At 55.2% G+C, this 19,761-nt stretch carries 16 protein-coding genes and 3 tRNA genes; 16 read left to right on the top strand and 3 right to left on the bottom strand.

The annotated features are described in order from the left end of the window. Window positions 1-34 precede the first annotated feature (34 nt). The 4 genes from gltX to ACJAXR_RS11545 all read left to right on the top strand — a co-directional run bounded on the left by gltX (window position 35) and on the right by ACJAXR_RS11545 (window position 1,932). Window positions 35-1,504 (top strand): glutamate--tRNA ligase, encoded by a 1,470-nt coding sequence (gltX, locus tag ACJAXR_RS11560; protein WP_415058422.1) that lies wholly within the window; start codon window positions 35-37, stop codon window positions 1,502-1,504. A gap of 82 nt (window positions 1,505-1,586) precedes the next feature. Further along, window positions 1,587-1,662: transfer RNA gene (locus ACJAXR_RS11555), tRNA-Ala, on the top strand. A 75-nt stretch (window positions 1,663-1,737) separates the two neighbouring features. Beyond that, window positions 1,738-1,813 (top strand) — tRNA-Glu (locus ACJAXR_RS11550). Between the two features lie 43 nt (window positions 1,814-1,856). Next, window positions 1,857-1,932: transfer RNA gene (locus tag ACJAXR_RS11545), tRNA-Ala, on the top strand. An 80-nt stretch (window positions 1,933-2,012) separates the two neighbouring features. Here the strand turns inward: ACJAXR_RS11545 and ACJAXR_RS11540 are convergent. Continuing rightward, on the bottom strand, window positions 2,013-4,265 hold the full coding sequence (locus tag ACJAXR_RS11540) for an Orn/Lys/Arg decarboxylase N-terminal domain-containing protein (RefSeq protein ID WP_415058421.1): 2,253 nt from the start codon (window positions 4,263-4,265) through the stop codon (window positions 2,013-2,015). A gap of 142 nt (window positions 4,266-4,407) precedes the next feature. On the opposite strand from ACJAXR_RS11540, the gene ACJAXR_RS11535 reads away from it, so the two are divergent. Continuing rightward, complete coding sequence (locus ACJAXR_RS11535; protein WP_415058420.1) at window positions 4,408-4,881, top strand: acyl-CoA thioesterase; 474 nt, start codon at window positions 4,408-4,410, stop codon at window positions 4,879-4,881. 51 nt (window positions 4,882-4,932) lie between these two features. Here the strand turns inward: ACJAXR_RS11535 and ACJAXR_RS11530 are convergent, their stop codons facing one another. Then, the gene (locus ACJAXR_RS11530) at window positions 4,933-5,214 is read right to left on the bottom strand and encodes a pyrimidine/purine nucleoside phosphorylase (RefSeq protein ID WP_415058419.1); all 282 of its coding nucleotides are present in this window, start codon (window positions 5,212-5,214) and stop codon (window positions 4,933-4,935) included. Window positions 5,215-5,371: 157 nt separating this feature from the next. Here ACJAXR_RS11530 and ACJAXR_RS11525 point away from each other — a divergent pair, with 157 nt between their 5' ends. Continuing rightward, window positions 5,372-6,244, top strand: coding sequence for an NAD(P)-dependent oxidoreductase (locus ACJAXR_RS11525; RefSeq protein ID WP_415058418.1), 873 nt, complete (start codon window positions 5,372-5,374; stop codon window positions 6,242-6,244). A gap of 10 nt (window positions 6,245-6,254) precedes the next feature. Beyond that, entirely contained in the window at window positions 6,255-6,506 is a 252-nt protein-coding gene (locus tag ACJAXR_RS11520) for a YkgJ family cysteine cluster protein (protein ID WP_415058417.1), read from the top strand. A gap of 79 nt (window positions 6,507-6,585) precedes the next feature. On the opposite strand, the gene gltA is transcribed toward ACJAXR_RS11520, so the two are convergent. Then, the gene (gene gltA, locus ACJAXR_RS11515; RefSeq protein WP_415058416.1) at window positions 6,586-7,860 is read right to left on the bottom strand and encodes a citrate synthase; all 1,275 of its coding nucleotides are present in this window, start codon (window positions 7,858-7,860) and stop codon (window positions 6,586-6,588) included. Window positions 7,861-8,220: 360 nt separating this feature from the next. Here gltA and sdhC point away from each other — a divergent pair, with 360 nt between their 5' ends. The 9 genes from sdhC to sucD all read left to right on the top strand — a co-directional run bounded on the left by sdhC (window position 8,221) and on the right by sucD (window position 19,660). After that, window positions 8,221-8,595 (top strand): succinate dehydrogenase, cytochrome b556 subunit, encoded by a 375-nt coding sequence (gene sdhC / locus ACJAXR_RS11510; protein WP_415058451.1) that lies wholly within the window; start codon window positions 8,221-8,223, stop codon window positions 8,593-8,595. After that, window positions 8,589-8,957: a succinate dehydrogenase, hydrophobic membrane anchor protein gene (gene sdhD / locus ACJAXR_RS11505; RefSeq protein WP_415058415.1), complete on the top strand. Its 369-nt coding sequence runs from the start codon at window positions 8,589-8,591 to the stop codon at window positions 8,955-8,957. Before sdhC ends, sdhD begins: the two co-directional genes overlap by 7 nt. Continuing rightward, window positions 8,958-10,730 (top strand): succinate dehydrogenase flavoprotein subunit, encoded by a 1,773-nt coding sequence (gene sdhA, locus ACJAXR_RS11500; protein WP_415058414.1) that lies wholly within the window; start codon window positions 8,958-8,960, stop codon window positions 10,728-10,730. Between the two features lie 11 nt (window positions 10,731-10,741). Next, window positions 10,742-11,446 (top strand): succinate dehydrogenase iron-sulfur subunit, encoded by a 705-nt coding sequence (locus ACJAXR_RS11495; RefSeq protein WP_415058413.1) that lies wholly within the window; start codon window positions 10,742-10,744, stop codon window positions 11,444-11,446. A gap of 303 nt (window positions 11,447-11,749) precedes the next feature. After that, a complete protein-coding gene (locus tag ACJAXR_RS11490; protein ID WP_415058412.1) occupies window positions 11,750-14,587 on the top strand; it encodes a 2-oxoglutarate dehydrogenase E1 component in 2,838 nt (945 codons plus the stop codon). Window positions 14,588-14,627: 40 nt separating this feature from the next. Next, window positions 14,628-15,893: a 2-oxoglutarate dehydrogenase complex dihydrolipoyllysine-residue succinyltransferase gene (gene odhB / locus ACJAXR_RS11485; RefSeq protein ID WP_415058411.1), complete on the top strand. Its 1,266-nt coding sequence runs from the start codon at window positions 14,628-14,630 to the stop codon at window positions 15,891-15,893. Window positions 15,894-15,992: 99 nt separating this feature from the next. Then, window positions 15,993-17,429, top strand: a complete 1,437-nt coding sequence (lpdA, locus tag ACJAXR_RS11480) for a dihydrolipoyl dehydrogenase (protein ID WP_415058410.1) — start codon at window positions 15,993-15,995, stop codon at window positions 17,427-17,429. A gap of 183 nt (window positions 17,430-17,612) precedes the next feature. Next, window positions 17,613-18,779, top strand: a complete 1,167-nt coding sequence (gene sucC / locus ACJAXR_RS11475; RefSeq protein ID WP_415058409.1) for an ADP-forming succinate--CoA ligase subunit beta — start codon at window positions 17,613-17,615, stop codon at window positions 18,777-18,779. Next, complete coding sequence (sucD, locus tag ACJAXR_RS11470; RefSeq protein WP_415058408.1) at window positions 18,779-19,660, top strand: succinate--CoA ligase subunit alpha; 882 nt, start codon at window positions 18,779-18,781, stop codon at window positions 19,658-19,660. Before sucC ends, sucD begins: the two co-directional genes overlap by 1 nt. Window positions 19,661-19,761 lie beyond the last annotated feature (101 nt).

Below are 19,761 nucleotides of genomic sequence, written 5' to 3'. Positions count from 1 at the left end.
ATGGCCCCCGCGAATCAACATGACGAGAGATTTCATGACTGTCCGTACCCGTATTGCGCCTTCCCCTACCGGTGATCCCCATGTGGGCACAGCCTATATTGCATTGTTCAATCAATGCTTTGCCCGCCAGCACGGCGGCCAGTTTATTCTGCGGATCGAAGATACCGATCAGGTGCGCTCCAGCGCCGAGTCGGAGAAACAGATTCTCGATTCGCTTCGTTGGCTCGGGCTGGTATGGGATGAAGGTCCTGATGTTGGCGGGCCGCATGGCCCGTACCGTCAGAGCGAGCGCAGTGCTATTTATTTTGAGCACAGTGAGAAACTGATCAGCGGGGGTCATGCTTTTCGGTGCTTCTGTAGTAGCGAGCGTCTTGATGCGTTGCGTGCCGAGCAAACAGCCAACAAGCAAACCCCCGGTTATGATGGACATTGTCTGCATCTGACGCAGACCGAGGCCAACACACGTGTCGCCAATGGCGAGTCGCATGTGGTGCGGATGAAGGTACCTGATAGCGGTATTTGCAGCGTGCAGGACATGTTGCGCGGTGAAGTCGAGATCCCCTGGGAACAGGTTGATATGCAGGTCCTGATGAAAGCGGATGGCCTGCCGACCTATCACCTGGCCAACGTGGTGGATGATCATTTGATGGGCATCACCCACGTGTTGCGTGGCGAAGAGTGGATCAATTCAGCGCCCAAGCATTTGCTGTTGTATCAGTATTTCGGTTGGAATATGCCGCAGTTGTGCCATATGCCGCTACTGCGTAATCCCGACAAGAGCAAGCTGTCCAAGCGCAAGAATCCGACCAGCATCACTTTTTATGAGCGCATGGGCTATATGCCCCAGGCAGTTCTTAATTACCTGGGCCGCATGGGCTGGTCGATGCCCGATGAGAGCGAAAAGTTTTCGCTCGACGAAATGGTTGCGCACTTTGATATCCAGCGCGTATCCCTGGGCGGCCCGATCTTTGATGTCGAGAAGCTGGCCTGGCTCAATGGTCAATGGATACGGGAGCTGTCAGTAGATGCCTTTGCTTCGGCGGTACAGACCTGGGCGCTGAATCCAGAGTATCTCAGGCCGATGATCCCATTGGTGCAGAGCCGGGTCGAAACCTTCAGCGACCTGGTACCCCTGGCCGGTTTTTTCCTGGCGGGCCAAGTCCATCCCGATCCGGCGCTGTTCGAGCACAAGAAACTCTCTGCGGAGGAAGTACGCCAAGCCTTACAATTGCTGTTGTGGAAGCTCGAAGCGACTCGGCAGTGGGACAAGGTGAGTATTACGGCGAGTATTCAGCAGATTGCCGAGGTATTGCAGCTCAAATTGCGGGATCTGATGCCGCTGTTGTTTCCGGCCATTACCGGCCAGGCTGCCTCGGTTTCGGTGCTTGATGCGATGGCGCACCTGGGGCCTGATCTGACTCGCTTCCGGCTGCGCCAGGCTCTTGAATTGCTCGGTGGTACATCGAAGAAAGAAGCCAAGGCATGGGAGAAGTTGCTGCCCTGAGAAGGGCTTAAGTCGCTGTTTTGCGTAAAATTCTGTTGACAGGCCGGGGCTCGAATCATAATATGCGCCCCGTCCTAGAGATGGGGCTATAGCTCAGCTGGGAGAGCGCCTGCATGGCATGCAGGAGGTCTGCGGTTCGATCCCGCATAGCTCCACCATTTTTTTGGTCAACGTTCTGCGTTGGCCTGTTTTATCACTGCACCGGGGTTACGGCCTCAGTGAGAAGGGTTTGCGTCCCCTTCGTCTAGTGGCCTAGGACACCGCCCTTTCACGGCGGTAACAGGGGTTCGAGTCCCCTAGGGGACGCCATTGTTTGACCGTCACGCCTTGCGTGTCGGGGTCGCAAGACCACGGGGCTATAGCTCAGCTGGGAGAGCGCCTGCATGGCATGCAGGAGGTCTGCGGTTCGATCCCGCATAGCTCCACCATTACCAAGGCCGACATGCGTGTCGGCCTTTTTTTGTCTGCAATTTGTTCAGAGTGTCTATTCCAGGCTCGCCGCCGTGCCTCAATCAGCCTTAAGGCAGTCGACATAGAACACACTTTCACTATCATGCCGCTCGCCGCTTCGCAGCCCGTGAATGTCGCTCTCAAAACCGGGAAAGCGCTGGTCCTGGCGTTGAGCAATCTGCAGGAAGTCGGTGATGGCAGTACTGTCGAATGGAAAACGCTCGCCTGGCATAATCACTGGTATGCCCGGCGGGTACGGCACCAGCATGACGGCACTGATGCGTCCGGCCAGCTGGTTCAGCGGGACCATCTCGACCTGACCGCGGACCATCTGTTGGTAGGCATCGGCTGGTCGCACGACCATTTCCGGCAGCTCGGTATAAATATGCCGCAGGGTGCGCACCATGCGTTGTTCCATGTAGAACCCATGCAGCTGTTCGCACAGCTCGCGCAGGCCAAGCCCGCGATAATGCCCGGTAGCCGCCACGCTGGGCAACGTGGCGGTCAGGGGCGTATTGCCATCATAGTGGCGTTTGAACTCCTGCAGCTCCGATACCAGTGTGCTCCATTTGCCTTTGGTAATGCCCAGCGAAAACAGAATCAGGAATGAGTATAAACCGGTCTTTTCAACTACCAGACCGCGTTCGGCGAGAAACCGCGTAACGACCGCCGCCGGTATGCCGCTTTTAGCCAGGCGTCCATGTTCTTCGACTCCGGGGGTGAGCAGCGTGACCTTGATTGGGTCGAGCAGGGCATAGTCGTGGGCCATATCACCAAAGCCATGCCAGGCTTCCCCGGCATCAAGTGTCCAGTCGTGCGGCAGCAGTGCGTCGGATTCGAGCGCGTCATCGGGCTCCCAGACATCGAACCACCACTCATCTTCGTCCAGGCGCTCAGCGGTCTGCTGCATGGCGCGGCGAAAGGACAGCGCCTCGTCCAGGGTTTCCTGCACCAGAGAGCGTCCCGGTTCATCGGCCATCATGCCGGTCGATACGTCGATCGAAGCGATGATCCCGTAATGCGGCGAAGTAGATGTATGCATCATGAAAGCTTCATTGAAGCGGTCCAGATCGAGCTGCTGATCTACGCTGTTCTCGGCCAGAATGATTGAGGCCTGAGACATGGCTGCCAAGACTTTATGCGGCGACTGAGTGGCGAATACGAGGGGATGTTTGGCGCGCTCGAAGCCGCGCTGGCTGCCCATGCCATGACGACCTGCGTAAAATTCGTGGAAAGCCGCGTAGCCGTACCAGGCTTCGTCGAAGTGCAATACGTCAACCGCATCCTCCAGCTCATCCTTGATCAATTCGGCGTTGTAGCAGAGGCCGTCATAGGTAGAGTTGGTCAGCACGGCCAGACGGATTTTCGCCTCGCGACCCTGCAGTAGGGGGTGTTCTGCCAGGCGCTGACGCAGATTGTCCGGTGCGAAGGAGTCAAGGCTAATCGGCCCGATGATGCCGTAATCATTGCGTGAGCCGGTGAGATAGATCGGAATGGCACCGGTCATGATAATCGCGTGGAGAATCGATTTATGGCAGTTGCGGTCCACCAGCACAACGTCATCACGGCTGACAAAGGCGTGCCAGATAATTTTATTCGACGTTGATGTACCGTTGACCACGTAAAAGCTGTGATCGGCACCAAAGACCCGGGCGGTATTAGCTTCAGCCTCTGCAATGGGCCCGTTGTGATCGAGTAGCGAGCCGAGACTGGGTACCGATACCGAGAGATCCGAACGCAGGGTGTTCTCGCCAAAGAAGTCATGGAAGGCGCGCCCTACTGGGCTCTTGCGAAACGCCACGCCGCCGCCATGACCGGGCGAATGCCAGGAGTAGCTGGCACGGCCGGTGTAGTCTAGTAACGCCTTGAAAAACGGGGGCAGCAGATTGCCCAGATAGGCTTGTGCAGTCCGCGCGATCTGGCCAGCGATGAAGGGCAGGGTGTCTTCGAACAGATAAATGATACCGCGTAGCTGGTGCAGGTCGCGCAGCTCGGTCAACTTGTCGTTATCCAGATTCTGGCGTGTGCTCAGCGCCATGATGGGCAGTTCTGGCGAGCGCGAGTGGGCTGCCTGGAACAGTGCGCGCACTTGATCCAGATCGCCCTCCTGGTCAGCTGTGAACAGGATGCAGGAGAGACCCCTGTGAGCCTCGGCAATTAGCCGTCCCTCATCAACCGAAGCCGTCGCCAGTACTTTGAAGCCCTCGCTCTCCAATGCCTTGAACAGGTCGGCTAGTTGGCTGCCGGCCACATCCTTGAGACCTATATGGGGATTGATGACCAGTATCGGGAAGTGCAGGTGCTTGAACATGAAATCTGACTCCTTGCAAAGTCTCAGCAAAGATTACACCAGGCTGGCCCTGCCTGCTCTGCGGTTCTCCCCGGTGTCATCGGTCACGGGCTTGAGCAATGATATGCTGTGTGCGATTGCAATCGGATAGAGGAAGCATCTAATGCTGCAATGGGATTTGGATAATCCGTATACGCTGGATATCACGGTGCAGCCCGAGGATATCGATGGTCTGGGTCACGCCAACAATACGGTGTATGTCAGTTGGCTGGAGCGCTGCGCCTGGCAGCATTCCAGCTCCCTGGGGCTGGGCGTGGAGGACTATCGTACGCTGGATCGTGCCATGGCGGTATTTCGCCACGAGATTGACTATCTGCGGGCGGCCTACGAAGGGGATGATCTGGTTATGGCAACCTGGATTGTCCACTGGGACAAGAAGCTGCGCATGACGCGTCACTTTCAGCTGTGTCGGGTGTCTGATGGGGCGACATTGCTGCGTGCACGGACCACCTTTGTCTGCATAGAGGTGAGTACGGGTAAACCCAAACGCATGCCGCCGGTGTTTATCGAGGTTTACGCCAAGGGTATGACGGAAGACAAACCGGATGGGAATGGCGGGGCGCTGAACCGAGAGTAGTCAGCTTCACGAACAGGTGGCAACAACGCCACCTGTCTAGCGGTTAGGCTATCAGCGGTACTCGCACAGATAGGCTGTGTCCTGTTCAACCTTGAGGCTGAATTTACTGTTGGCTTGAACGGTAAACTGGCTGCCAGAGGCGAAGGTGTCCCACTGTTCGCTACCCGGCAGTTTTACCGTAAGCTGGCCGGTAATCACATGCATGATTTCCAGTTGGCTGGTGCCAAATTCATAGTCCCCGGGCGCCATTACGCCGACGGTAGCCTGGCCTTCGGGTTGCTGGAAAGCGATGGAAGCGACTTTACCTTCAAAGTACTGATTGACGCTGAACATCTTCGGAGTCCTCCGGAGCATGGATAGGGCGCGTAGTATGCCGATGCCGGTGTGGTTGCGGCAATGGATTTGCTATGATCGGGCCTGACAAAATTCTTTTCGCTTTTTGTGCCGCGTGTTCTCGCTGGCATACATCGCAGCTTACTCTGGAGGCGTGATGGCTAACATTGCATTCATCGGTATGGGCGTAATGGGTTATCCCATGGCGGGACATCTCAAGCGGGCGGGCCATGATGTCTGTGTCTATAACCGCACGGCGGCCAAGGCAGATGCATGGGTCGCTGAATACGGTGGCAGGGCTTGCAAGACACCAGCAGAGGCGGCTAGAGAGCAGGACTTCGTCATTGTCTGCGTGGGTAACGATAATGACCTGCGTGAGGTGGTGGCCGGGGACCATGGCGTACTTCAGGGCGCTCGCAGTGGTACGATTATTATCGATCACACTACGGCCTCTGCCGATGTTGCGCGGGAAATGGCAGCTCTCGCCCAGAAGAATGGCATGGGCTTTCTTGACGCACCTGTTTCCGGGGGTCAGGCCGGCGCTGAAAATGGCAAATTGACAATCATGGTGGGCGGTGATGAGTCGGTATACGACTTTGCCCGGCCGGTGATGAACAGTTATGCCAAGATGCTCAAGCGCATGGGCCCTACCGGCTCGGGCCAGTTGACCAAGATGGTCAATCAGATATGTATCGCCGGCCTCGTACAGGGGTTGTCCGAGGCTCTACATTTCGCCCAGTGTGCAGGTCTTGATGGCGAGGCCGCGATGGACGTTATCAGCAAGGGCGCGGCGCAGTCATGGCAGATGGATAACCGGCACAAGAGCATGCTGGCCGGCGAGTTCGATTACGGTTTCGCGGTGGACTGGATGCGCAAGGATCTGTCGATCGTGCTGGATGAGTCTCGCCACAACGGCGCGCGCCTGCCGGTGACTGCCCTTGTCGACCAGTTTTATGCGGATGTGCAGGCGATGGGTGGCGGCCGCTGGGATACCTCCAGTCTGCTCGCCCGGCTGAATCGAGACGAGTGATTTAATTGCTATGATTTGCCGCCCTGATTGCGGCGCTTGTTGTATTGCGCCGTCGATTACTTCACCGATACCGGGTATGCCCAATGGCAAGCCCGCTGGCGTGGCCTGCATTCATCTCGATGCGCAATATCGATGTGGTATTTTTGGCCAGTCGGATCGTCCGGCAGTATGTTCAAGTTTTCAGCCTAACGCCGATGTGTGCGGTCAGACCCAGGCCCAGGCGTTGCGGATAATAGGCTGGTGGGAAGCGCAAACGGCATAACCGGTCCGCTGCAATAGTCATCAGTACAAAAAAACCCGCCGAGGCGGGTTTTTTATGGATAGCGCTTTACCTTGCGGGATTACTTTTTCGGGTAATCGCGCTTGGTGGCGCCGGTGTACAGCTGGCGTGGACGACCAATCTTGTAGGGGCTGCTGATCATCTCGTTCCAGTGCGCGATCCAGCCAGGCGTGCGCCCTGTGGCAAAAATCACGGTGAACATGGAGGCTGGAATGCCGATAGCCTTGAGAATGATGCCGGAGTAGAAATCCACGTTCGGGTACAGATTGCGCTCAACAAAGTAAGGATCGTTGCGCGCGATCTCTTCCAGCTTCATTGCTAGCTCCAGCTGCGGATCATTGATGCCCAGCTCGGCCAGCACTTCATCGCAGGTTTCTTTCATTACCTTGGCGCGCGGGTCGAAGTTCTTATACACGCGGTGACCGAAGCCCATCAGCTTGAATGGGTCGTCCTTGTCCTTGGCCTTGGCAATGAAGGTTTCGATATTGGATACGTCGCCAATCTCGTCCAGCATGCGCAAAACAGCTTCGTTGGCGCCGCCATGGGCGGGACCCCAGAGAGCAGCAATGCCGGCCGCGATACAGGCAAAGGGGTTGGCTCCGGAGGAACCGGCCAGGCGCACGGTCGACGTCGAGGCATTTTGCTCGTGGTCTGCATGCAGTACGAAAATGCGATCCATGGCCTTAGCTAGAATCGGGTTGACCTTCTTCTCATCACAAGGCGTATTGAACATCATGTGCAGGAAGTTTTCGGAGTACGACAGGTCGTTGCGCGGGTACATCATGGGCTGACCCATGGAGTACTTGTAAACCATCGCTGCCAGTGTCGGCATCTTGGCAATCAGACGGATCGCCGAAATCTCACGGTGATGCGCATCATTGATGTCCAGCGAGTCGTGATAAAAGGCGGACAGGGCGCCCACTACGCCACACATGATGGCCATGGGGTGGGCGTCGCGGCGAAAGCCATTGAAGAATGTCTTGAGTTGCTCGTGCACCATGGTGTGATTCTTGATGGTGCTGACAAATACGTCTTTCTCTGCGTCATTAGGCAGTTCGCCCTTGAGCAGCAGAAAGCAGGTCTCCAGGAAATCGGCGTTTTCTGCAAGCTGCTCGATGGGATAGCCACGGTGCAGTAGCACTCCATTCTCGCCATCGATAAAGGTGATCTTGGATTCGCAGGACGAAGTTGCCATAAAACCGGGATCAAAAGTGAAGAACCCTTCGGCGGTCAGGCCGCGCACATCCACTACATCGGGGCCGAGAGTGCCTGAATATACTGGCAGGTCGATAGGGGCATTGCCCTCGATTATCAACTGCGCCTTTTTGTCAGCCATTGTCGGCCTCCTGTTTGCTGGTATCGGAAGGATGCGCCCCAGCTATGCAGGGCCCGCATCACTATAAGGTGATAAATCGGTTTGTCAATTCTACAGATAGTGAATGGTTATCAGGCAGATAAAAAGGTTTTATTTGCATTGCTGTTATGGGTGGTTAAGGTCTTGGAGGGTTGTAACAAGGGCCTTCCAAAGGCGTAGTTGCATTGTAATCAGGGGGTCAACTCTCTATACTCCACCACCGGCAAAGTGGCTTTTTGCTCCCCTCGGGAGTCATGTTTTAAGCCACTGGGGTACCCATAGTAGTCACCTTCCTATAATCCAGCCCTGAGTTACAAAAGGGCCATGAGTGTGAAAAAAGCCGTGAATAGCAAAAGACCTGTCAACCTGGATCTCAGGACAATCAAACTGCCTCTCACCGCATGGACGTCCATTGCTCATCGTGTGTCGGGAATCATCATGTTTATAGCCGTTGCAGGATTGCTCTGGCTATTGAGCGTGTCACTGGATTCCGAGCGTGGGTTTGAGCAAGCCCAATCCGTCCTGCAAAATCCACTCGCCAAGCTGGTGCTGTGGGGTGTTTTATCTGCCCTGCTTTACCATCTTATTGCTGGTGTGCGTCACCTAGTGATGGACGCAGGCGTGGGTGAAGGATTGGAAAGCGGCAAGCGCGGCTCTCAAGTGGTGATCGTGCTTTCAGTCATTGTGATTGTTCTTTTGGGGGTTTGGATATGGTAACCAACGTCACTAACCTGTCGCGTAGTGGTCTGTACGACTGGATGGCGCAACGTGTCTCTGCGGTAGTGCTCGCGCTCTACACGCTGTTTCTGCTTGGTTATATTGTATTTAATCCGGGTCTTGGCTATGAAGAATGGAGCGCACTGTTCAGTCAGAACTGGATGCGCATCTTCAGTTTGCTCACACTAGTGGCTCTAAGCGCTCATGCTTGGGTCGGAATGTGGACCATTTCAACTGACTACCTGACTCCCATGTCATTAGGCAAATGGGCAACCACCGGACGTCTTCTGTTCTTGGCGTTATGTGTGCTTGCAATATTTGTCTATTTTGTCTGGGGCGTACAGATCCTTTGGGGTATCTAAATGGCTAACATTCGTACACTGTCTTTTGACGCCATCATCATTGGTGGCGGTGGCGCTGGTATGCGCGCTGCACTGCAACTGGCTCAGGGTGGTCATAAGACTGCCGTGGTTACCAAGGTATTCCCGACTCGTTCGCACACGGTTTCCGCCCAAGGCGGCATCACCTGTGCTATTGCCTCTGCCGATCCGAATGATGATTGGCGCTGGCACATGTACGACACCGTCAAGGGCTCCGACTATATCGGTGACCAAGATGCTATCGAGTACATGTGTTCGGTAGGGCCGGAAGCGGTTTTCGAGCTCGAGCATATGGGTCTGCCTTTCTCTCGCACCGAGCAAGGTCGTATTTATCAGCGTCCTTTCGGTGGTCAGTCCAAGGGTCCAAACGACTCTACTCAGGCAGCGCGTACCTGCGCCGCGGCGGATCGTACAGGTCACGCTCTGTTGCACACGCTCTATCAGAACAATATCAAGCACGATACGACATTCCTGAATGAGTGGTATGCAGTTGATCTGGTGAAGAATCAGGACGGCGTCATTGTCGGCGTGGTTGCGATTTGCATCGAAACGGGTGAAACCGCTTACATTCGCGCCAAAGCTACCGTGCTGGCTACGGGTGGTGCAGGTCGTATCTATGCCTCCACGACCAACGCCCTGATCAATACCGGTGACGGTATTGGTATGGCTCTGCGTGCTGGTGTGCCGGTCCAAGATATCGAGATGTGGCAGTTTCACCCCACCGGTATTGCTGGCGCCGGTACACTAGTTACCGAAGGTTGCCGTGGTGAAGGTGGCTACCTGATCAACAAGCATGGTGAGCGTTTCATGGAGCGCTATGCGCCCAACTCCAAGGACTTGGCTGGTCGTGACGTTGTGGCCCGTTCCATGGTCAAGGAAATTATCGCCGGTAACGGCTGTGGACCGGACGGTGATCACGTGTTGCTCAAACTCGACCACCTGGGTGAAGAAGTACTGCACAGCCGCCTGCCGGGTATTTGCGAATTGTCCAAGACATTTGCACACGTCGATCCGGTTACTGATCCGATTCCGGTTGTGCCGACCTGCCATTACATGATGGGTGGAGTTCCCACCAATATTCATGGCCAGGCCATGACTCAAGATGAACATGGCAAGGACAAGATTATTGAAGGTTTGTTCGCCGTAGGTGAAGTCGCTTGTGTATCGGTTCACGGTGCCAACCGTCTGGGCGGCAACTCGTTGCTTGACCTGGTTGTGTTTGGTCGTGCGGCGGGTATGCACTTGGAAAGCGCTCTCAAAGAGGGTATCGAGCACCGCTCGGCTTCCGAGTCGGATATCGAAGCTTCCCTGTCGCGCCTTGACGCGCTCAACAACCGCACGACCGGTGAGCAGGTAGCGCCGCTGCGTAAAGAGTTGCAGAACTGCATGCAGAACTATTTCGGTGTGTTCCGCACCGGCGAGTTCATGGAGAAGGGCATTAAACAGCTGGCCGATTTGCGGGAGCGAATTGCTACCGTCAAGATCGATGATAAGAGCCAGGCGTTCAATACTGCGCGTATCGAAGCATTGGAATTGCAAAATCTTCTGGAAGTGGCCGAAGCAACAGCTGTAGCTGCTAACCTGCGTACAGAAAGTCGTGGTGCGCATGCTCGTGAAGATTACGAGGATCGTGACGACGTGAATTGGCTTTGCCACAGCCTGTACATGCCTGAGACAAAAGAGCTGAAAAAGCGTGCGGTCAATTTCACGCCGAAGACAGTTCCTACATTTGAACCGAAAATCCGGACTTATTAAGGGTGACCAATATGCTGCAAGTAAGCGTCTACCGTTATAACCCCGAGAGCGACAACGCTCCCTACATGGAAGATTTTCAGATTGACACCGGTGGCAAGGACCTCATGGTTCTTGACGTACTGGCGCTGGTCAAGGAGAACGACGTAGGTATGTCCTATCGCCGCTCTTGTCGTGAAGGCGTCTGCGGCTCCGATGGCATGAACATCAACGGCAAGAATGGTCTTGCCTGCATCACGCCGTTGTCTGATGTTGTGAAAAACAACAAGCTGGTGTTGCGTCCATTGCCTGGTTTGCCGGTCATACGTGACTTGGTAGTGGATATGAGCATCTTCTATAAGCAATACGTAAAGATTCAACCGTTTTTGCAGAATGACACGCCGGCGCCCGCAATTGAGCGCCTGCAGTCACCCGAAGAGCGCGAGAAGTTGGACGGCCTGTACGAGTGCATACTCTGTGCATGCTGTTCCACTTCCTGCCCTTCATTCTGGTGGAATCCGGACAAGTTCATCGGTCCTGCTGGTTTGTTGCAAGCCTACCGCTTTTTGGCGGACAGCCGTGACACCCACACCGAGGAACGTCTGGCCGCCATGAATGACCCCTTCAGCGTGTTTCGCTGCCGTGGCATCATGAATTGCGTTAGTGTGTGCCCCAAGGGTCTCAACCCCACCCGGGCTATCGGACACATCCGCACCATGTTGCTGCAGAGCGGTACCTGAAGATTCGGAGTCTGCACTACGTTGGACCTCGGCCGGCTTCTGCTACAAGAGGCCGGCCAGAATTTAATCGAATCGCAGCCCACAAAGCCGCGGTTTGTGTACCTAAACCAACAGGGGCAATCGGGTAAAACCCGAACTATCTGTCGGGGCCGGCAATATTCCGGTTTCGCAGAACATGGCACTACGAGCCGGCTGGCAGAGATTACGCCAAGGGTTTTTCGCATGTTTTGCACGGATGGCAGAGTTTTTGCCAGTTAATGGTCTTTGCGCCAGATGGTATCCCCTTACAGAGGGTGACCAAGCATGCCAGACAGCGAAATGCAGCAGCTGTGGAGCACCTCTCATCTATCCGGTGGGAATGCGTCCTATGTTGAGGAGCTTTATGAGCTCTATCTGCACGATCCGAACAGCATCGCCGATGAGTGGCGTAGCTATTTCCAGAAATTGCCCCAGTCCAACGGTAATACTGGATCGGATGTTCCTCATTCCACGATTCGCGAACACTTCCAGCTACTAGCCAAGAACCAGCGGCGTTCTGTTTCGGCGACCGGCGGTCAGACCAGCAGTGCTCACGAAAAGAAGCAGGTTGATGTTCTGCGCCTGATCCAGGCCTTCCGAACGCGCGGCCACCAGGGGTCTGATCTTGATCCGCTGGGTTTGTGGAAGCGAGAAGAAATCGTTGATCTGACATTGGCCGACTACGGTCTTACCGACGCTGATCTGGACACATCCTTTCGCACGGGTGAGTTGCATATAGGCAAGGAAGAAGCGCCTCTTCGCGAAATTCTCGACACGTTGAAAGCGATTTACTGCTCGACCTTCGGCGCAGAATACATGCACATCGTCGACTCGACCCAGCGCCGTTGGTTTCAGCAACGGTTGGAGAGCGTGCGCGGCAAGCCCCAGCATTCGGTTACGACCAAGCGTCATTTGCTCGAACGGCTAACGGCGGCGGAAGGTTTGGAAAAGTATCTGGGTACCAAGTTTCCGGGTACCAAGCGCTTTGGCGTCGAGGGTGGTGAGAGTCTGATTCCGATGCTTGATGAAATTATTCAGCGCTCGGGATCATACGGAACACAAGAACTGGTACTGGGTATGGCTCACCGTGGTCGTCTCAACGTGCTGATCAATATTCTTGGCAAGAACCCGCGCGAGTTGTTTGACGAGTTTGAAGGCAAGAAGAAGATCGATCTCAGCTCGGGTGACGTCAAGTACCACCAGGGTTTCTCTTCTAACGTGATGACGTCCGGTGGCGAGACGCATCTAGCACTGGCTTTCAACCCCTCTCACCTGGAGATCGTGTCGCCTGTTGTCGAAGGCTCTGTTCGTGCCCGCCAAGACCGCCGAAACGACAGCTCAGGCGATCGTGTTTTGCCCGTCAGCATTCATGGCGACGCGGCTTTTGCCGGTCAGGGCGTGGTCATGGAGACATTCCAGATGTCTCAGACCCGCGCGTTCAAGACTGGCGGTACTATCCACATCATTATTAATAATCAGGTTGGCTTTACTACCAGCCGGCAGGATGATGCGCGTTCGACCGAATACTGTACCGACATTGCCAAGATGATTCAGGCGCCGATCTTCCACGTTAACGGCGACGACCCCGAAGCGGTATTGTTCGTGACTCAGCTGGCGGTTGATTACCGCATGCAGTTCAAGCGTGACATCGTGATCGACCTGGTGTGCTACCGCCGGCGCGGCCACAACGAAGCAGACGAGCCATCAGGCACGCAGCCGTTGATGTATGACAAGATCAGTAAGCATCCGACCACACGCGAAATCTATGCCGAGCGTCTGGTTAACGAAGGCACGCTTAATGCTGACGATGTGCAAGCGAAGATAGAGGAATACCGCACTGCGCTTGATAATGGCGACCATGTGGTCAAAAGTCTGGTCAAGGAGCCGGATACCAGCTCCTTTGTTAACTGGGCACCCTATCTTGGCCACACCTGGACGGCGCGACACGATACCCGTACCGATCTCAAAACTCTCCAGGATCTGGCTAACCGCTTGAATGATCTGCCCGATGGCCTGGTTATCCAGCGTCAGGTAGGCAAGATCGTTGAGGATCGTCGCAAGATGGCCGCGGGCGCGCTGCCTATTAACTGGGGCTTCGCTGAGACGATGGCGTACGCCACGCTGCTCCACGAAGGACATCCGGTACGCATAACCGGGCAGGATGTTGGTCGGGGTACTTTTTCCCACCGTCATGCCGTATTGCATAACCAGAAGGATGGTTCTACCTACATCCCGCTTGCCAATCTGTCAGAAAATCAGCCGCGTCTGGATATTTACGACACATTGCTTTCGGAAGAGGCCGTACTGGCGTTCGAGTATGGCTATGCGACTACCAGTCCTTGTGGCCTGATTCTGTGGGAAGCGCAATTTGGCGATTTTGCCAACGGTGCTCAGGTTGTGATCGATCAGTTTATTACCAGTGGCGAGCACAAGTGGGGACGTTTGTGCGGTCTGACCATGTTGCTGCCGCACGGTTATGAAGGGCAGGGCCCAGAGCATTCATCCGCGCGTCTTGAGCGTTTTCTGCAGTTGAGCGCCGAGCACAACATTCAGGTGTGTGTGCCCTCTACCCCGGCGCAGGTTTACCACATGCTCCGTCGTCAGGTGATCCGTCCACTACGCAAGCCGTTGATCGCGCTTACGCCGAAGTCACTCCTGCGTCACAAGTTGGCTGTTTCGAGCCTGGAAGACCTGTCTGACGGTTCCTTCCAGACGGTGATGTCTGAGTTCGATACTCTGGATCCGAAGAAGGTCAAGCGTGTCGTCATGTGCAGCGGCAAGGTCTATTACGATCTTCTGGAGAAGCGTCGTAATGATGGCATCGAGGATGCCGCTATCATCCGTATTGAGCAACTTTACCCGTTCCCGGAAGATGATCTAGCCGACGTTCTGGCGCCGTACAAGGCCCTAGAGAAGGTCGTTTGGTGTCAGGAAGAGCCAATGAATCAGGGGGCCTGGTACTGCAGTCAGCATCATATGCGTCGGGTTCTTGCCCAGCACAAGGTCAAGGATTTGTATCTCGACTACGCTGGACGTGATGCCTCTGCATCACCTGCTTGTGGTTATCCGTCCCTGCACGCAGAACAGCAGGAAAAACTATTGCAAGACGCGCTTACCGCTTGAGCATCTGGCAGACAACAGAGAATTAATTTAAGGATTGATAATGGCTATTGAAATCAAGGCCCCCACTTTTCCCGAATCGGTTGCCGATGGCACGGTAGCGACCTGGCACAAGCAACCCGGTGACGCGGTGAAGCGCGATGAGCTGATTGTTGATATTGAAACTGACAAGGTTGTGATGGAAGTGCTGGCCGAAGCTGACGGTGTAATGGGCGACATCGTCAAAGGCGAGGGTGAAACAGTTCTCAGCGGCGAACTGCTTGGAACCTTCGAAAAAGGGGGCGCTGCGGCACCCAAGGAAGCTACCAAGGCGGAAGTAAAGACCGAAAGCCCACCCTCCGCCGAAGCCGACAAGTCAGCGGCGCAGGACACCAAGCCCAGCGGTGAAGAGCCTATGCTGTCCCCTGCTGCGCGCAAGATAGCGGAAGAAAATGGTCTTGCCCCCTCAGGCATCGAAGGCACCGGCAAGGGTGGTCGCGTCACCAAGGAAGACGTGGTCAGCGCAGTCGAAGCGAAGAAATCCGCTTCTGCCAAGGCGCCTGCCGAAGCTTCCAAGCCTGCAGCCAAGACTGGCGCAGTGGATAATGCTGCGCTGGCCGAGGGCGATCGCGTCGAAAAACGTGTGCCAATGACCCGTCTCCGCGCCCGCATTGCCGAGCGTCTGGTTGATGCCCAGTCAAGTATGGCGATGCTGACGACGTTCAACGAAGTTAACATGAAGCCGATCATGGATCTGCGTAGCAAGTACAAGGATCTGTTCGAGAAAAAGCACAATGGCGTGCGTCTGGGCTTCATGTCCTTCTTCATCAAAGCCGCTACCGAAGCGCTCAAGCGCTACCCAGCGGTGAACGCGTCGATCGACGGTAGCGATGTGGTGTACCACGGCTATCAGGATATTGGTGTCGCCGTATCCAGTGAGCGCGGATTGGTTGTACCCATATTGCGCAATACCGAATTCATGAGTTTGGCTACGATCGAGGGCACCATCGCTGCTTTTGGTCGCAAGGCCAAGGACGGAAAGCTGTCGATGGAAGACATGACAGGCGGCACCTTCACCATTTCCAATGGTGGTGTTTTTGGTTCGCTGCTTTCTTCACCCATCGTTAATCCGCCGCAGGCCGCTATTCTGGGCATGCACAAGATCCAAGAGCGCCCAATGGCGGTGAATGGTCAGGTTGTGATTTTGCCGATGATGTATCTGGCGCTGTCCTACGACCACCGTCTGATCGACGGCAAAGAAGCGGTGAGTTTCCTGGTTGCGATCAAGGATTTGCTCGAAGATCCGGCCCGTATGTTGCTGGATATCTGATCTAGCTACAGGCTTCAAGCGGCATGTCGCATGTCGCCGGGCTTGTGAAAATGTGCCCGGCGGCTCCCAGGATAGAGCTGCAGAAAGAGGAATTGGTTTATGAGTGATAAATACGATGTCGTTGTCATCGGTGCCGGCCCCGCCGGATATGTTGCTGCCATTCGTGCCGCTCAGCTGGGCATGAAGGTTGCCTGCGTGGAAAAGTACGTTGGCAAGGACGGTAAGCAGGCCCTTGGCGGTACGTGTCTGAATGTGGGCTGTATTCCATCCAAGGCCCTGCTGGATAGTTCGTGGAAGTTTTACGAAGCAAAGGAAGGTTTCAAGGTCCACGGGATTGAAACCAAGGGTTTGAGCATCGACATAAAAATGATGCTTGAGCGCAAGGACAAGATCGTCAAGCAGTTCACAGGCGGTGTTACTGCCCTGTTCAAGGCTAATGGCGTAACCAATATTGAAGGCCACGGCAAGCTGCTGGCCGGCAAGAAAGTTGAAGTGACTGATGCTGATGGCAAGGTCACTATACTGGAAGCTGAAAATGTCATTCTGGCTTCTGGCTCGCGCCCGATCGAGATCCCTCCGGCGCCATTGACCGACGATATTATCGTCGACTCTACAGGCGCTCTGGAATTTACCAGCGTACCCAAGAAGCTTGGCGTTATTGGCGCCGGTATCATCGGCATGGAGTTGGGTTCTGTCTGGCGCAGACTTGGTGCCGAAGTGGTTGTATTTGAGGCGTTGGATAAGTTCATGGTCGCGGCTGACGACCAGATCGCCAAGGAAGCCTTTAAGACATTTACCAAGCAGGGCTTACAGATACGTTTGGGCGCCCGCGTTACCGGTACTGACATCAAGCGTAAGCAAGTCACGGTGTCGTTTACCGATGCTGAAGGCGAGCAACAACTGACCTTCGATAAGCTGATTGTCGCAGTTGGTCGCCGTGCCTACACTGAAAATCTCGTTGCGAGTGACGCCGGCGTTGATATGGATGAGCGCGGTGTGATCTTTGCCGACGATTACTGCGGTACCAGCGTACCCGGCGTTTATGCTGTTGGCGATGTGGTTCGCGGAACGATGCTTGCCCACAAGGCTTCGGAAGAGGGCGTCATGGTGGCCGAGCGTATCGCTGGGCATAAAACTGCCATGAATTATGACCTGGTTCCCTCTGTGGTTTATACCCACCCGGAAATTGCATGGGTGGGCAAGAACGAGCAGCAGCTCAAGGCGGAAGGCGTTGAAATTAATGTTGGTGTGTTTCCCTTTGCGGCGAACGGTCGTGCGGTGGCTGCCAACGAAGCGGGTGGGATGGTCAAAGTGATCGCCGATGCGAAGACCGATCGTGTACTGGGCGTTCATGTGATCGGGCCAAGTGCGGCCGAACTGGTTCAGCAGGGCGCGATCGGCATGGAGTTTGGTACCAGTGCAGAAGACCTCGGTATGATGGTGTTCTCTCACCCGACCGTTTCCGAGGCGCTGCATGAAGCTGCGCTGGCGGTGAATGGTCACGCAATACATGTCGCCAACCGCAAGAAGCGGTAATATATCGCCCCCGTGACCGTGCGGTCGTTCGCGAACCGGCTGGTGCGGGTGGCTTTATCACAAATCGGCAAATCCGGCCGAGTAATCGGTGCGGTCACCCACAGGGTGATAAAGGGTAACGGCGGCCTTGTGAGTCCGTGGTTATGAAACGCAGTTCCTACACGATCAAAACGGTAGATAAGCATGAATCTTCACGAATATCAGGGGAAGCAGCTGTTCGCTGAGTATGGCCTTCCTGTCTCGACAGGTTTTGCAGTAGATACTCCAGAAGAAGCGGCAGAGGCGTGTGATAAGATCGGCGGTACCATGTGGGTTGTCAAGGCCCAGGTTCACGCGGGTGGTCGCGGCAAGGCCGGCGGCGTCAAGCTGATCAAGAGTAGGGAAGAGGCCAAGGCCTTTGCTGAAAAATGGCTGGGCCAGCGTCTGGTCACGTATCAGACTGATGCCAGCGGTCAGCCGGTCACCAAAATCCTGGTTGAGTCGTGCACCGATATTGCACAGGAACTGTACCTGGGTGCGGTCGTCGACCGCTCCAGCCGTCGCATCGTTTTCATGGCTTCCACCGAAGGTGGCGTGGAAATCGAGAAGGTTGCTGAAGATACGCCCGAGAAGATCATCAAGGCCGTTATCGATCCTTTGGTTGGTCCCCAGCCTTACCAAGGCCGTGACCTAGCGTTCCAGCTGGGTCTGAAGGGTGATCAGATAAAGCAGTTCACACAAATTTTTGTTGGTCTGGGCAAGTTGTTCGCCGACTACGATCTGGCATTGCTTGAAATCAACCCGCTGGTCATCAAGGAAGATGGCAATTTGCATTGCCTGGACGCCAAGATCGGTATCGATAGCAACGCCATGTACCGCCAGCCCAAGCTGCGTGCAATGCATGATCCATCACAGGACGATCCACGCGAAGCCCACGCTGCCAAATTTGAACTGAACTATGTCGCGCTGGAAGGCAACATTGGTTGCATGGTCAACGGTGCCGGTCTGGCCATGGGTACCATGGATATCGTCAACCTGCACGGTGGCAAGCCGGCCAACTTTTTGGATGTGGGCGGCGGTGCAACCAAGGAGCGCGTAACCGAAGCGTTCAAGATCATTCTGTCCGACACCAATGTGAAGGCAGTACTGGTTAACATCTTCGGCGGTATTGTGCGTTGCGACATGATTGCCGAAGGCATCATTGGTGCGGTGAAGGAAGTCGGCGTCAAGGTTCCTGTCGTCGTGCGTCTGGAAGGCAACAATGCCGAGCTCGGCACCAAGGTTCTCGCCGAGAGTGGTCTGAACATCATCGCAGCAACCAGTCTGACCGACGCTGCCCAGCAAGTCGTCAAGGCCGCGGAGGGTAAATAATGAGCATCCTGATCAATAAAGACACCAAGGTAATTTGCCAGGGCTTCACCGGCGCGCAGGGCACATTCCATTCCGAACAGGCCATCGAGTATGGCACCAAGATGGTGGGTGGCGTCACTCCGGGCAAGGGTGGTACTACCCACCTTGGCCTGCCTGTTTTCAATACAGTGCGTGAAGCCGTCGAGCAAACGGGTGCCGAAGCCAGCGTGATCTACGTTCCTGCTCCGTTCTGCAAGGACTCGATCCTGGAAGCGGCCAACAGCGGCATCAAGTTGATCGTCTGTATCACCGAAGGTATTCCGACTCTGGATATGCTGGATGCCAAGGTTGTCTGCGATACTCTGGGTGTGCGGTTGATCGGTCCTAACTGCCCCGGTGTTATCACCCCGGGCGAGTGCAAGATCGGCATTATGCCCGGTCACATTCACCAGCCAGGCAAGGTCGGTATCGTATCGCGCTCTGGCACACTGACTTATGAAGCCGTCAAGCAGACCACCGATGCAGGATTTGGTCAGTCTACTTGCGTCGGTATCGGCGGTGACCCGATTCCGGGCTCCAACTTCATTGATATTCTGCAGATGTTCCAGGATGATCCGAAGACCGAAGCGATCGTTATGATCGGTGAGATCGGCGGCAGCGCTGAAGAAGAAGCAGCGGCATACATCAAGGCCAATGTGACCAAACCGGTCGTGTCCTATATTGCAGGTGTTACTGCGCCAGCAGGTAAGCGTATGGGCCATGCTGGGGCGATCATCTCCGGCGGTAAAGGTACTGCTGACGAGAAATTCGCAGCGCTTGAAGACGCTGGTGTCAAGACCGTGCGTTCACTGGCCGATATCGGTTCGGCATTGGCTGAATTGACTGGTTGGGCGATGAAGTAACATCTCGCAAGCGAGATGAATGGAAACCCTGCTACGGCAGGGTTTTTTTATGGCTGATGCTGGCCGCTCCGATGCTGGCTATACTGGAAGCCTCCGGTGTT

The organism is Halopseudomonas sp. (genome assembly GCF_047631575.1).
GTDB lineage: Bacteria > Pseudomonadota > Gammaproteobacteria > Pseudomonadales > Pseudomonadaceae > Halopseudomonas.
The sequence above is the reverse complement of the archived record's forward strand: the minus strand, read 5'-3'. Positions and strand labels throughout refer to the sequence as shown.